A 13,406-nucleotide genomic window follows, 5' to 3' on the forward strand; every position below is an offset into this window, starting at 1 on the left:
TTCTTCAACAATATAAGACTGTTCTGTTTATATTTCAATCAAATTAATAATAAAAAAGAGGTAGGGAAAACTCCCTACCTCTTTCAAAAATGCTTCTTTAACGACTTTTTTGGTGCTTACGCGTTGTATTTTTTGAAAATTAATGCTGCGTTTGTCCCACCAAAACCAAAGCTATTTGACATCACTGTTTGTAACCCTGCGTTTTCAACAGTTTCCGTAACAATGTTACAATCTTGTGCATTCTCATCTAAGGTTTCAATATTGATACTTGGTGCGATGAAATCATGTTCTAACATTAACAAGGTGTAAATGGCTTCATGTGCACCTGCGGCACCTAATGAGTGACCTGTCATTGATTTTGTTGAGGAAATGGCAGGCACTTTATCGCCAAACACATTTTTAATGGCACCAAGCTCTTTCACATCGCCCACTGGGGTTGAAGTACCGTGCACGTTAATATAATCAATTGGGGTATCTACCGTTGACATTGCTTGTTTCATGCAACGTTCAGCCCCTTCACCGCTCGGAGCAACCATGTCATAACCGTCTGATGTGGCACCATAACCCACGATTTCCGCATAAATTTTTGCACCACGTGCAAGAGCATGTTCTAACTCTTCTACCACCACAACGGCACCGCCACCTGCAATCACAAACCCATCACGGTTTGCATCATAAGCACGAGAGGCTTTTTCTGGTGTCTCGTTATATTTCGTTGACACCGCCCCCATAGCATCAAACTCAGTGGCACATTCCCAAGATAATTCTTCTGCACCACCAGCGAAGACAATATCTTGTTTACCAAGTTGAATTAATTCAAGTGCATGACCAATACAATGTGCTGATGTTGCACAAGCTGAACTGATACTGTAATTGACACCACGAATTTTATAAGGTGTTGCTAAACAAGCTGAAACACTCGATGCCATGGTTTTTGTGACGGCATAAGGACCAACCGCTTTCACACCACGAGGACCACGCACCGCATCACAAGCGATTAGTTGGTTATGAGCAGAACCTGTTCCCGCACCGATAACTAAGCCTGTACGATCATTAGACACTTGATCTTCTGTTAAACCGGCATCTTCAATGGCTTCTTTCATAGAAAGATAAGCATAAGCTGCGGCATCGCCCATAAAGCGATAAATTTTACGGTCGATGAATTCGCTTGGCTTAAGTTTGACTGTACCAGCAACATGGCTACGCATACCAATCTCAATAAATTCAGGCACTACTTCAATACCCGATTTACCTGCTTTTAATGACGCCAACACTTCTTCTTTATTGTTACCAATACTCGAAATAATACCAAAACCAGTAATAACCGCTCTCTTCATAGAGTATTCCTTATCTTATTTAATAGTAAAAATATGGTCGATAAAATAGCCGTCAAAACACAAGATTTCAAGTGATAATTGGATCATTCGACCAGTATAGAAAATTCCGTTATTATAGTACGATTCGGATTTTCTAGAAAGGAATAAAAAGGTTATGCAGCCTATTCAGTTCGCAAAGGTGTATTTTAACCCAGAAAATACCCCTGTTTCGGCACAATTTGATGACGTTTATTTTTCTAATCAAGATGGTTTAGCAGAAAGCCAGTATATTTTTCAAGAAGGGAATCAATTGTGGCAACGTTGGCAACAAAGTGTCGATACACATTTTACCATTGCGGAAACTGGCTTTGGAACAGGGTTAAATTTTTTTGCCGTCACGGACTTATTTCGCCAGTTTCGTCAATGCTATCCTGATTCACCCTTAACTCGACTTTTTTTTATTTCCTTTGAAAAATACCCACTTCCTCTTACAGAATTAAAAAAAGCCCATCAAGCCTACCCGCAATTTGCTTCCCTAAGCGAGCAATTGCATCAATATTGGTTGTCGCCTATTGAAGGCTGTTACCGTTTTCATTTTGCTGAAACCACGCTTGATTTATGGTTTGGCGACATATTACATCACTTGCCTCAACTTGGTGATTATATGTGTCATAAAGTGGATGCGTGGTTTTTAGATGGTTTTGCCCCCAGTAAAAATCCTGATATGTGGAATGACAGCCTTTATCAATACCTTTTTCGTTATACCAAACCTGAAGGCACCTTTGCGACATTTACTGCCGCCAGTGCTGTTCGCAAAGGATTAGCGGAAGCGGGATTTCAAGTGAATAAGCGAAAAGGCTACGGCAAAAAACGCGAATGCATTTGCGGCATTAAGCTCACTGAAAATCCTCCGCTTATCCACCGTCCTTGGTGTCTTGCACAACCTGCACAATTTTATGGACAAGCAGATATTGCCCTAATTGGTGGGGGGATTGCCTCACTGTTTAGTGCATTATCCTTGCTTGAACGTGGGGCGAGAGTCACCCTATATTGTGAAGATGACGCACTGGGTTGTAATGCTTCGGGGAATAAACAAGGGGCATTTTATCCACAATTAAGTGATGATGATTTGATCAACATTCGTTTCTATTTGCATGCGTTTGCTTACGGGCAACAACGCTTACAGCAAGCCATACATGCCGGCGTTGTGTTTGAACATGATTTCTGCGGAGTCGCATTATGTGCTTATAGCCCGAAAAGTGCGGTCAAATTAGAAAAAATTTCACAGCTTAATTTACCCACTGCACTTTATCAGCCTTTAAGCCAGTCTGAGTTAAGTGAAAAGGTCGGCTTGCCGTTACCTTGTGGCGGAGCATTTATTGCACAAGGGGCATGGCTATCGCCGCAACAGTTAGTGCAAAATCTGTTTACACATTTACAAAAGCAAGGCTTAGTGATCAAAACTTCGCAAAATATCACCGCACTTTTCCAACATGACACAGGTTGGACATTAATCAATGCACAACAAGAACAATTTTCTCATCAGATTGTGATTCTGGCTAACGGGCATAAAATCACACAGTTTGAACAAACTCGCCAATTACCTCTTTATGCCGTGCGTGGACAAGTCAGTGAAATTCCCACTAGCCCAAGACTACAACGCCTCAATGCGGTACTTTGTTACGATGGCTATCTCACCCCTATGGCGAAAAGCCAAACCCATTGTCTTGGTGCAAGCCATGTTCGAGATTGCGAAGATCGTGCCTTTCGCTTACAAGAACAACAAGAAAACCAACATAAAATCCAACAAAATTTGCCTGAGGATTGGGTTAAAGACATTGACACCTCACACAATCAAGCCAGAATTGGGGTTCGTTGTGCGGTGCGAGATCGTATTCCGATGGTTGGCAATCTGCCACATTTTGAACAACAAGTGGAGGATTATCGGGATCTCTATAACGCTCGTCGCCGTAAACGGGCGATCAAAAGTGCGGTGCATTTTCCTAATTTATTTATGATTGGGGCATTAGGCTCAAGAGGATTAACCTCCGCCCCCTTGTTAGGCGAAACGCTCGCATCATTAATTTATGACGAACCACTTCCTCTCAGTGAAGACATTTTCCACCAACTCAGCCCAAATCGAAGTTGGATACGAAAATGCCTAAAAGGTAGCCCCGTTGAAATCAAATCAGCCAAGTAAATCAATCAGGGTAAATCCGATGATTTACCCTGATAAAATCGATTGATGGAAAAACAGCGTTATGGCATGTCTTTTTTCTTTAATAATTGATTGCTGATCGTTCCTGCCACCATGGCACCATTCACATTTAATGCCGTTCTGCCCATATCAATTAATGGTTCAATGGAAATCAGTAATGCCACCAAGGCAAGAGGCAGATTTAACGTGGAAAGCACAACAATCGCAGCAAATGTCGCCCCACCGCCAACACCCGCAATGCCTAAAGACGAAAGCGTCACTACTAAAATTAAGGTAGCAAGATAACTAAAGGTAAAGGGATCAATCCCCACCGTTGGGGCAATCATCACAGCTAACATCGCTGGATAAATCCCTGCACAACCATTTTGACCAATGGTTGCACCAAAGGTCGCAGCAAAATTTGCAATCACATGATGATTGCCTAATTTGTTGGTTTGTGCCTCAATATTTAATGGCAATGTTGCCGCACTTGAACGAGAGGTGAAGGCAAAACTCAACACAGGCATCACATGCTTAAAATAGCCAAGTGGATTTACCCGAAACAAGGCAAGCAATAAACCATGCACCATAAACATCAATAAAATGGCAAGATAAGACGCCACAATAAATGTTCCAAGGTTCACAATGTCTTCCCATTTTGATGTTGTCGCCATTTTAATCATTAACGCAAATACACCATAAGGCGTTAAACGAATGACCATACGCACCAAACGCATAATCAATTTATTCAAGGTGTCTACCCCTTGAGCAATACGTTCCCCCAATGCCTTATCTTCTTTGGCTAAACTCAAGGCAGCAATCCCCAGTAAAGAAGAAAAAATCACCACACTAATAATCGAGGTTGGATTTGCTCCCGTTAATTCCAAGAAGGGATTTTTCGGAATGAAAGACAACAGCATTGATGGAATAGTCAAACCGCTCACTTGTTGAACACGTGTATCTACCCGTGTTTGAGCAGCCAATTCACGCTCACCGAACAGCAACCCCTCTGCAGAAAGATTAAATACATACGCCATCGCAATCCCAATTGCTGCGGCAATGGCGGTTGTGATCAATAAAACGGAAATCACGCTAACACTGATTTTTCCCAATGCCCCAGCCTGATTGAGTTTTGTGATCGCCGACAAAATAGAAATAAACACTAAAGGCATCACGATCATTTGCAATAAACGCACATAACCATTGCCCACGAGATTGACCCAACCCAACGTGCTCGCAATGGTATTTTGATCTGCGAATCCTTGAAGTAACGCACCTGCAATAACCCCTAACACCAGCCCAAGAAAGACGGTTGAACCTAATTTTTGTGTTCGCTTAAACAGCCAAGCAAGCAACAGCAAACCCAACGCAAAAATCACTAAATTGAGAATAGTCATCGATTTTCCTTAATATAAAAGACCTAAAAAAATAACAGGCATTAAACGGGAATTGGCGTGAAAACTCAACGCTTTTTTCGTTATGATTTATAACCTTTCAGATATAAAAAAACCGCACCCAAAAGTGCGGTTAATGTTGAAAAAGTTTTGTGCTTACGCCGCCACCATCACCATCGCAGGACGAATCACACGCCCATTTAATAAATAGCCTTTTTGTAAGACGGCTGTAATTTGGTTAGTGGTAAAGCCTTCCATCGGTTGCATAGAAATGGCTTGGTGTAACTCAGGATTAAAGGTCTCGCCCACTTCCCCCACGGCTTCCACACCAAAGCGTGCCACTGTCGCTAATAATTCTTTCAACGTTAATTCCACGCCATCAAATAACGCTTTTATACTTTCATCTTCACGATTGATATTGGCAGCTAAAGCACGCTCTAAATTATCAATGGTATTTAAAATTTCTTTTGAGAATTTTTCTAAGGCAAATTTATGGGCTTTTTCCACATCTTGCTCAGCACGACGACGAATATTTTCCATCTCCGCTCGGCCACGCAATAAAAAATCTTGCTCTTTTTTCGCCATTTCCGCTAATTGTGATTCTAATTCTTGCACTCGCAAAATCGCTTCTTCTAACGGATCTTGTTCTGTAGCCACTTCCACTTCGTTTTCTTCGGCTTGTTTTGCCTCTGTTTGCACCTCTGCATCTTGTACATCTTGTTGAATTTGATCTTCATTTTCAATATGTTGTTCTTTTTTTGACATGTTACTCTCCACAGTTCTAAAAATTTCTTGATTCTAACAAAAAAAGTAAAAGTTCGCACTTATACAGATACTTGCTGACAAAGAAAAGGTTTTGTGTGTAATATAATGCCTAATTTCTTGAATTCAAGTGCAGTCAGTTTTCTTGCAAAGCGGAATAAAAATGAAAATTCATCATTCTATTGATATAAAAGCCCTACATGCTTCTTTTGAAACTATCGGTCTATTAGGTAAACCACGTCATGACCTGACGTTGCAAATGCACAAAAATTTATTTCAATGGTTAAGTGAAAAAGGCTATAAAGTCTTAGTTGAAGAGCCTATTGGCAAACAATTGGGCTTGCCTGAAAAACATCTCGCCACCATTGAGCAAATCGGCGAACATGCACAATTGGCGATTGTGATTGGGGGAGATGGCAATATGTTAGGACGTGCACGTATCCTCGCCAAATATGACATTCTCCTCATTGGCATAAACCGTGGGAATTTAGGCTTCCTCACCGATATTGATCCCACCAATGCTTATGCACAATTACAAGCCTGTTTAGATGATGGTGAATTTTACGTAGAAGAACGTTTTGTCTTAGAAGCCAGTGTGGAACGAGAAGGCAAAATCATTGCTCGTGGCAACGCCGTTAATGAAGTGATCATTCACCCTGCAAAAATTGCCCACATGATCGATTTTCACGTGTATTTCAACGATAAATTTGCCTTTTCGCAACGTTCTGATGGCTTGATTATCGCCACACCGACAGGATCTACCGCCTATTCGCTTTCTGCAGGCGGACCGATTTTAACACCGCAATTAAATGCCATCACGTTAGTCCCGATGTTCCCACACACCCTTTCCTCTCGCCCTTTGGTGGTGGATGGTGACCGTAAAATTTCCTTACGTTTTGCGGAATATAACACCGCTCACATGGAAGTTGGGTGCGACAGCCAAGTCACACTGGAATTTGCACCTGACGATATTGTGCATATCCAAAAAAGCCCTTATAAACTCCGACTGCTTCACCTTAAAAGTTATAATTATTACAATGTGTTATCCTCAAAACTGGGTTGGCTAAAATCTTTTAAGAAAAAAATCATTAAGTGATAGCAAAAAACCGCTTTACTGTATATAAAAACAGTTATAAACTGATATATATACAGTAAAGAGAGGTGGCTATGCTTATTCAATTGACCATTAATAATTTTGCAATTGTTCGTCATTTAAATATAGAACTGCATCAAGGCATGTCTGTGATTACAGGTGAAACAGGTGCTGGAAAGTCCATTGCAATTGATGCACTTGGTGTCTGTCTTGGACAACGTACCGAACTTTCTATGCTGCGTGAAGGACAGGAACGTGCAGATATTTGTGCCACTTTCCGCCTTTCGCCAAACAGCCCAGCATTTCAGTGGTTAGCTCAGCACGAATTGCAAGATGCTGAAAATCCCGAAGAATGTATTTTACGCCGCATTATCAACAACGATGGTCGCTCCAAAGCCTTCATTAATAGCATTCCCGTTTCAGCTGCACAACTCAAAGCACTGGGGCAATATCTCATACATATTAATGGTCAGCATGCTTCCCAACTCTTGCTCAAAAATGACTACCAACTACAACTCTTAGATCATTTCTGTGCCCATTCTGCACTATTGGCTCAAATGCAAACGGATTATCATCATTGGAAGCATTGCCAACAACAAGTGCAAACCTTTCAACAACAAGTGGCGGAAAACGAAGCCAAAAAACAACTGTTGCAATATCAAGTAGAAGAGTTAGATGAATTTAATTTACAACCCAATGAATATGCACAACTCGAGGAAGATCAAAAACGCTTATCAAACAGTGAGCGTCTCACCCACCTTTCGCAATCGACACTGCAATTATTAAGCGAAAATGAAACCGTGAGTATTGATTCCCTTCTTTATCGTGCAACACAGCAATTAGGGGAATTAACCGAATTAGACTCACGCTATACCAATGTGACAAATTTACTGCAAGAAGCACTTATTCAAGTGCAAGAGGCGACCTACGAAATCCAGCATTTAGCCAATGATATCGAGCAAGATCCTGCATCGTTAAATGAGATTGAACAGCGACTTTCCCAAACGTTACAACTGGCTCGTAAGCATGCCGTTAAACCCGAAAACTTGGTGGAATTGCACCGCACTTTAAAACAACAACTTACTGAATTAGTGGATTTTTCAGGCAGTGAGCAACAACTTATTGCACAAGAAAAACAAGCTTATGAAAATATGCTAAATTCCGCCATGGCATTGCAAAAAAGCCGCCAACAGGGGGCAACTAAATTGGCACAACAAGTCACGAAATCCATTAAACAGCTCGCCATGGAAAATGCCGAATTTTTTATTGAGTTAAATACGGACTACCACAACATCAATAGTCGTGGTGCGGATCATGTTGTCTTTACATTACGCAGTAATTTAGGACAAATTGCCCAACCCCTTGCAAAAATTGCCTCTGGCGGTGAGCTTTCACGCATTGCATTGGCTATTCAGGTGTTAACATCGGATAAATCCGCCATTCCAACACTTATTTTTGATGAAGTGGATGTGGGAATTAGTGGTGCAACAGCAAGCGTGGTGGGGAAATTGTTACGCAAGTTAGGGCAACGTTGCCAAGTGATTTGTGTGACCCATTTACCTCAAGTGGCTTGTCATGGTCATCAGCATTTCACCGTTGAAAAATACATTGTCGATGAAAAAACAGAAACCAAAATGACCGCACTTTCCGCCCAACAACGCATAAAAGCCTTAGCCAAACTCTTAGGGGGCAGCAAAATTACCGAAAGTGCACTGGCTAATGCACAAGAAATGCTTGAGCTGGTGTCTTAATCTGGTGCATCTATCAAACAGTAAGGCGATAATCACAACGCCGTAAACCCAATCAACCACCAATCAACCAATAGGCAAGCAACCTTCGTAAGAAAGATTCATCCGCTTGCCTGTTTTTTCTTTCCGTGATTAAAATTGCTTATACAAACGCCCCAATGCGTTTCACTTAACCCACATAGAAGGGCAACGGGGGCGTATTTTTACCGTCCTTTCCATTGCCTTTCCCTTGTCTTTCATTTCCTGTTCTCTCGTCAAGGATGACAGATGAAACCGCAGTTCATTTAAGAGAAATGAGCTATTCACAAACTTAAACACAAAGGTTTTCTGTTCTTGGCTCGGTTTTTAAAAATTTTGTTAAAAAAATTAAATTCCTGTTAACATCCATTTTTTCGTGCTGTTCAAAAAATCCAATTTGCCCCACATCAAAATGGCGGATTCTTGTGAACTTCGGGACAAAACATTGTATAATATGGAAATCTTTATGTTTCTTATTTGGATATAAATATGGCAATAAATTTTACAAAAATATTTCAAGATAGTTGGAATTTTGTTAGAAATACACGACAAATCACCTTCACCTTTGTTTTGCTTTTCTTCCTAAACCATTCATTGAGTAGCCTTGTTGCGTATCTTCTGATACCTGAAGACGTATTGACACAAAACCCAGAACAGTTCGCCCAAAGCCTAAACCTAAACAACACTGCAGATCCCCTATTTTATATACTCATCATCGTCAATCATGTGATCTCATTTTTGCTTTCGTTGTGGTGTTTATCCGCTATTCATCAAGTCAGTCACAGTCTTTATGTGCCAAGCACCAGTTTAGCCCTTGCCGTTAAACGCTTTGTGGGTGCCTTCATTATCAATCTATTACTGGTTATCCCTTTACTTCTTGGTGCAGCCGATGCGGTGTTCTCTTTGATCGTGGCGAAAAGCCAACCTTCGGTTTTCTCTTGGACTGCCATCGCATTAGGGGCGTATATTTTCATTCGTTGCTGTTTGGCGTCGGTGTATTATCTGTTCAATCCAATTAGTATTACGCAAGCATTAAGAGAATCGTGGCAATCCGCCAATCAACGTATGTTCATGCTTCTGATTTATTGTGTCTTGATTTATTTTGTCTTGCCATTAATTGGGAGAAAACTTATAACCCTCAACGACCATCTGGTTTTTGAGCTGATTGTGACACTGCTTATCGCCTTTTTGAACGTATTCTCATTAGTGTTCACATACCGCTTTTACTCTATTTTTATGCACAAGGTATAACCACTCATGAAACAATTATTAGAATTTATTCCTCTTATTTTATTTTTTGCAGTCTATAAATTGGTCGGCATTCGAGAAGCCGCCCTGACCTTAATGGTCGCCACGGTGATTCAGCTTATTGTGTTGAAGTGGAAATACGGTCAAGTGGGTAAGCAACCACTTTTTATGGGAATTGCGGTGATCTTTTTTAGTAGCTTAACCGCCTATTTTAATGAACTTGAGTTTCTTAAATGGAAAGTCACCATTGTATATGCCATTTTTGCCGCGGTACTTTTCATCAGCCAATATGGCTTTAAGAAAAACTTAATCCAATTAATGCTTTCTCAAGGCGATTCTCTCGTTTTGCCTCAAGAAGTTTGGCGTAAATTGAATTTAGGGTGGGCATTCTTCTTTCTGTTCTGTATGCTGGTAAACCTTTATATTAGCTATTATTTGTCTGATGATCTGTGGGTTGATTTTAAAACCTTTGGCATTTTAGGCATGACATTGGTCGCCACGGCAATCACAGGTCTTTATATTTATCCTCATCTTTCGCAAAATCAAAGTAAAAACAAGGAATGATTATGTCAAATGCTCTTGCAATGAATAAACATTGCCATGCTAAAGGCAGTCTTTTATTACGAACGCTCGCCATGCCTTCGGATACCAATGCAAATGGCGATATTTTCGGTGGTTGGATAATGTCTCAAATGGATATGGGCGGTGCTATTCTTGCTAAAGAAATTGCACATGGTCGTGTTGTTACCGTTGCAGTAGAAAGCATGACATTCATCAAACCCATTACAGTGGGCGATGTCGTCTGTTGTTATGGCGAATGTTTAAGTGTCGGACGTTCTTCTATTAAAATTAAAGTGGAAGTGTGGGTAAAAAAAGTGGCAAGTGAACCGATTGGCGAACGCTATTGCGTGACGGAAGCTGTCTTTACTTTTGTCGCCATTGATGAAGAAGGTCGTCCACGTGAAGTACCAAGAGAAAATAATTCGGAATTAGAGTTGGCATTAGCCCATACCAATCAATAAGGAGATAACTATGTATTATGTGATTTTTGCCCAAGATAAACCTGGCACATTACCACAACGCCTCGCCGTGCGGGAAAAACATCTTGCTCGCCTCACACAACTACAAGCCGAAGATCGTTTATTAGTGGCAGGTCCTAACCCAGCCATTGACGATGAAAATCCTGCGGAAGCGGGCTTCACTGGCTCAACGGTCATCGCGAAATTTGATAATTTAGAAGAAGCCAAACAATGGGCAAGTCAAGATCCTTATGTCGAAGCGGGTGTGTATGAGAATGTGATCGTCAAACCCTTTAAACGGGTTTTCTAATTCAACCTCGTCGTATCTTTTCCCTAAAGGCGAAAATCTTTCGCCTTTTACTTAACACAACACCACTTTTCTCAAGCACTTTGTTTAAAAAGTGCGGTCTAATTTTAGTCGATTTTATTTAACTTTGATGTAGAGGGCGTTATGAAACAAGCTTTATTTGTGTTGAATTTATTTACGGTTGCGTTGAGTTCTGTCGCTTTGGCAGCACCGCCCGCCCCTGAACCCCCACCCAAAAAAATGGAAAAAGCTGCCGCTTATGTTGTCCCCGTCACAGACCTCCCTTCCCCACAGGTAGCAATAATACAAGAACATACCAAGGAAGAAACTGAAGCGAAAAACAGCATAAAGGACAAGCGTCATTCACGACAAAAACAACGTGAAATATATCAAAAAATGCAACAATTGCTTGCACGTTCACACAGCCCAACCACGCTGGATCTTGCTCAAAAACTGTTAAACCAGATCACCGACTACCCACTTTATCCTTATGCACAATATCAGCTCTTCAAAGCGAAAAAAGACGCCTTGAGCCTGAAAGACGTGCAGGATTACGCAACCCGTTATCCTTCTTTACATCTGGTCGATGCCTTAAAAAAAGAGTGGTTAGAACAGGCTAAAAAACAAAAAAATTGGCAAGATATGCTCAATCACCGTGCATTTTTAGAAACTGACACCGCATCACGCTGTCTCTTGCTAGAGGCTGAAGCCAAAATAGCAGAAAAAAAGACCGCACTTTCAGCCCAATGGAAAAAGACCATGCAATCGCTTTGGCTAACAGGGGCAAATTTACCGCCTGCTTGCGATAGCCCCCTTTCCCTTTGGCAAGCCGACACCCCAATGAGTCATGAGCTGATCAAACAACGGGCATTACTGATTTTTGAGGCAAGAAACGCACAATTACTCAATGCATTACAGACACAAACCCAAGATCCTGACCTCAAACATTGGCTCGCCCAATTACTTCAATTATTACGGCATCCAAGCCAACTGACTCATCAAGACAACCTTTTTTACCCTGTTCATGGGGAAAATGATGACAGTAAAAAGCGAGTGTATCTCTCACTTTTCCCACATTTTGTGAAAACGCTCAAGGAAAGTGCGGTAGAAAATCGCCAAGATCCTTTCGCCCCTTATGCAATATGGCGTCAAGATCTCAATCTTACCCCTCAACAAACACAGCGTTGGCAGAACGCCCTGATTAGCCAGTTGTTTGATAATGAAGATCCCCGTCTTCAACAATGGCGGGATAAAATGCTTATCGCCCTCAAAGATGACACCTTAACTGAACGCCGTATTCGGACTGCCATTCGGGAAAAAACGCCATTGCAACCTTGGTTAGCCCTATTATCGGATCGTGCGAAAAACAAAGATGAGTGGCAATATTGGCAAGCCAAGGTGTTAGAACATAGCCCTCAAACGCAAGAGAAGGCGACATCCATATTACAGGCACTACGCAAAAAACGAGGCTTTTACCCATTATTGGCAAGCCAAGAGTTAAATCTGCCTTATGAACCTGAAATGAAAGTCTTCCATGCCCAACAAGCATCGCCCATCACACAGTTTTTTGCAGATGAGTTATCTCAAATTGAAGAATTAAAATACGTTAATGACAGTCGTTATCTCAATCTTGCTTGGAAAACCTTGTTAGATCGTGCAACCTTTGAACAAAAACTTGCCCTCGCCGATTATGCAGAAAAACAAGGCTGGTTTGATTTATCCGTTGAAGCCACCATTCAAGCCAAAGCATGGGATTATTTAGCATTACGCCTACCCAACGCCTATTTAGACTGGTTTGATTTACATTTGGAAAATAAAAAGATCAGCCGCACTTTTGCCATGGCAATTGCTCGCCAAGAAAGTGCATGGAAAGCCCAAGCCACTTCACACGCCAATGCCAGAGGCTTAATGCAATTGCTGCCGACAACGGCGAAACAAACGGCACAGAAACAAAGCTTGCCTTACACTCACGAAAACCAATTATTTGATCCATTCGATAATATCATGTTAGGCACCACCCATTTACAAGAACTGTATGAAATTTATGGCAATAACCGCATTTTGATTGCAGCTGCCTATAATGCAGGGGTAAGCCGTGTCAATAACTGGTTAGCGAAAACAAACAACCGCTTAACCATGGCTGAGTTTGTTGCCGCCATTCCGTTTTATGAAACCCGTGATTATGTGAAAAATGTTTTAACTTATGACCTGTATTACCAACAATTACAGCATCAACGCCAGCAAAAATTTAGCAAAGAAGAAGACAATCGGTTATACTAGTGTACTAGTACCTCAGAAAAGGAA

11 protein-coding genes are annotated in these 13,406 nt (G+C 41.3%); 8 read left to right on the forward strand and 3 right to left on the reverse strand.

Translation table 11 applies throughout. The annotated features are described in order from the left end of the window. Positions 1-116: 116 nt before the first annotated feature. Positions 117-1,337: a beta-ketoacyl-ACP synthase I gene (fabB, locus tag ACPEEM_RS07860; protein WP_424406556.1), complete on the reverse strand. Its 1,221-nt coding sequence runs from the start codon at positions 1,335-1,337 to the stop codon at positions 117-119. Between the two features lie 154 nt (positions 1,338-1,491). On the opposite strand from fabB, the gene mnmC reads away from it, so the two are divergent. Further along, positions 1,492-3,516, forward strand: coding sequence for a bifunctional tRNA (5-methylaminomethyl-2-thiouridine)(34)-methyltransferase MnmD/FAD-dependent 5-carboxymethylaminomethyl-2-thiouridine(34) oxidoreductase MnmC (gene mnmC / locus ACPEEM_RS07865; protein ID WP_424406558.1), 2,025 nt, complete (start codon positions 1,492-1,494; stop codon positions 3,514-3,516). A gap of 59 nt (positions 3,517-3,575) precedes the next feature. Here the strand turns inward: mnmC and ACPEEM_RS07870 are convergent, their stop codons facing one another. Beyond that, positions 3,576-4,910: an L-cystine transporter gene (locus ACPEEM_RS07870; RefSeq protein WP_424406560.1), complete on the reverse strand. Its 1,335-nt coding sequence runs from the start codon at positions 4,908-4,910 to the stop codon at positions 3,576-3,578. A gap of 153 nt (positions 4,911-5,063) precedes the next feature. Further along, positions 5,064-5,672, reverse strand: a complete 609-nt coding sequence (grpE, locus tag ACPEEM_RS07875; RefSeq protein WP_424401624.1) for a nucleotide exchange factor GrpE — start codon at positions 5,670-5,672, stop codon at positions 5,064-5,066. A gap of 160 nt (positions 5,673-5,832) precedes the next feature. On the opposite strand from grpE, the gene ACPEEM_RS07880 reads away from it, so the two are divergent. The 7 genes from ACPEEM_RS07880 (at position 5,833) to ACPEEM_RS07910 (ending at position 13,382) form a co-directional block, all read left to right on the forward strand. Further along, complete coding sequence (locus tag ACPEEM_RS07880) at positions 5,833-6,765, forward strand: NAD(+) kinase (protein WP_424401625.1); 933 nt, start codon at positions 5,833-5,835, stop codon at positions 6,763-6,765. Positions 6,766-6,836: 71 nt separating this feature from the next. Beyond that, complete coding sequence (recN, locus tag ACPEEM_RS07885; protein ID WP_424401626.1) at positions 6,837-8,513, forward strand: DNA repair protein RecN; 1,677 nt, start codon at positions 6,837-6,839, stop codon at positions 8,511-8,513. A 504-nt stretch (positions 8,514-9,017) separates the two neighbouring features. Next, positions 9,018-9,779 carry a hypothetical protein gene (locus ACPEEM_RS07890; protein WP_424401627.1) on the forward strand — a complete coding sequence of 254 codons (762 nt, stop codon included), beginning with the start codon at positions 9,018-9,020 and terminating at the stop codon, positions 9,777-9,779. A gap of 6 nt (positions 9,780-9,785) precedes the next feature. Beyond that, the gene (locus ACPEEM_RS07895) at positions 9,786-10,340 is read left to right on the forward strand and encodes a septation protein A (protein ID WP_424401628.1); all 555 of its coding nucleotides are present in this window, start codon (positions 9,786-9,788) and stop codon (positions 10,338-10,340) included. A gap of 2 nt (positions 10,341-10,342) precedes the next feature. After that, entirely contained in the window at positions 10,343-10,798 is a 456-nt protein-coding gene (gene yciA, locus ACPEEM_RS07900; RefSeq protein WP_424406562.1) for an acyl-CoA thioester hydrolase YciA, read from the forward strand. 10 nt (positions 10,799-10,808) lie between these two features. Continuing rightward, complete coding sequence (locus ACPEEM_RS07905; protein ID WP_424406564.1) at positions 10,809-11,105, forward strand: YciI family protein; 297 nt, start codon at positions 10,809-10,811, stop codon at positions 11,103-11,105. 237 nt (positions 11,106-11,342) lie between these two features. Then, a complete protein-coding gene (locus ACPEEM_RS07910; protein WP_424408247.1) occupies positions 11,343-13,382 on the forward strand; it encodes a transglycosylase SLT domain-containing protein in 2,040 nt (679 codons plus the stop codon). Positions 13,383-13,406 lie beyond the last annotated feature (24 nt).

The organism is Pasteurella pantherarum, from assembly GCF_049670885.1.
Classification (GTDB): domain Bacteria; phylum Pseudomonadota; class Gammaproteobacteria; order Enterobacterales; family Pasteurellaceae; genus Pasteurella.

What these genes read in the sequence shown, in the direction of transcription:
- fabB (WP_424406556.1), bottom strand. Translation starts at nt 1,337, where the DNA reads ATGAAGAGAGCGGTTATTACTGGTTTTGGTATTATTTCGAGTATTGGT.
- mnmC (WP_424406558.1), top strand. Translation starts at nt 1,492, where the DNA reads ATGCAGCCTATTCAGTTCGCAAAGGTGTATTTTAACCCAGAAAATACC.
- ACPEEM_RS07870 (WP_424406560.1), bottom strand. Translation starts at nt 4,910, where the DNA reads ATGACTATTCTCAATTTAGTGATTTTTGCGTTGGGTTTGCTGTTGCTT.
- grpE (WP_424401624.1), bottom strand. Translation starts at nt 5,672, where the DNA reads ATGTCAAAAAAAGAACAACATATTGAAAATGAAGATCAAATTCAACAA.
- ACPEEM_RS07880 (WP_424401625.1), top strand. Translation starts at nt 5,833, where the DNA reads ATGAAAATTCATCATTCTATTGATATAAAAGCCCTACATGCTTCTTTT.
- recN (WP_424401626.1), top strand. Translation starts at nt 6,837, where the DNA reads ATGCTTATTCAATTGACCATTAATAATTTTGCAATTGTTCGTCATTTA.
- ACPEEM_RS07890 (WP_424401627.1), top strand. Translation starts at nt 9,018, where the DNA reads ATGGCAATAAATTTTACAAAAATATTTCAAGATAGTTGGAATTTTGTT.
- ACPEEM_RS07895 (WP_424401628.1), top strand. Translation starts at nt 9,786, where the DNA reads ATGAAACAATTATTAGAATTTATTCCTCTTATTTTATTTTTTGCAGTC.
- yciA (WP_424406562.1), top strand. Translation starts at nt 10,343, where the DNA reads ATGTCAAATGCTCTTGCAATGAATAAACATTGCCATGCTAAAGGCAGT.
- ACPEEM_RS07905 (WP_424406564.1), top strand. Translation starts at nt 10,809, where the DNA reads ATGTATTATGTGATTTTTGCCCAAGATAAACCTGGCACATTACCACAA.
- ACPEEM_RS07910 (WP_424408247.1), top strand. Translation starts at nt 11,343, where the DNA reads ATGGAAAAAGCTGCCGCTTATGTTGTCCCCGTCACAGACCTCCCTTCC.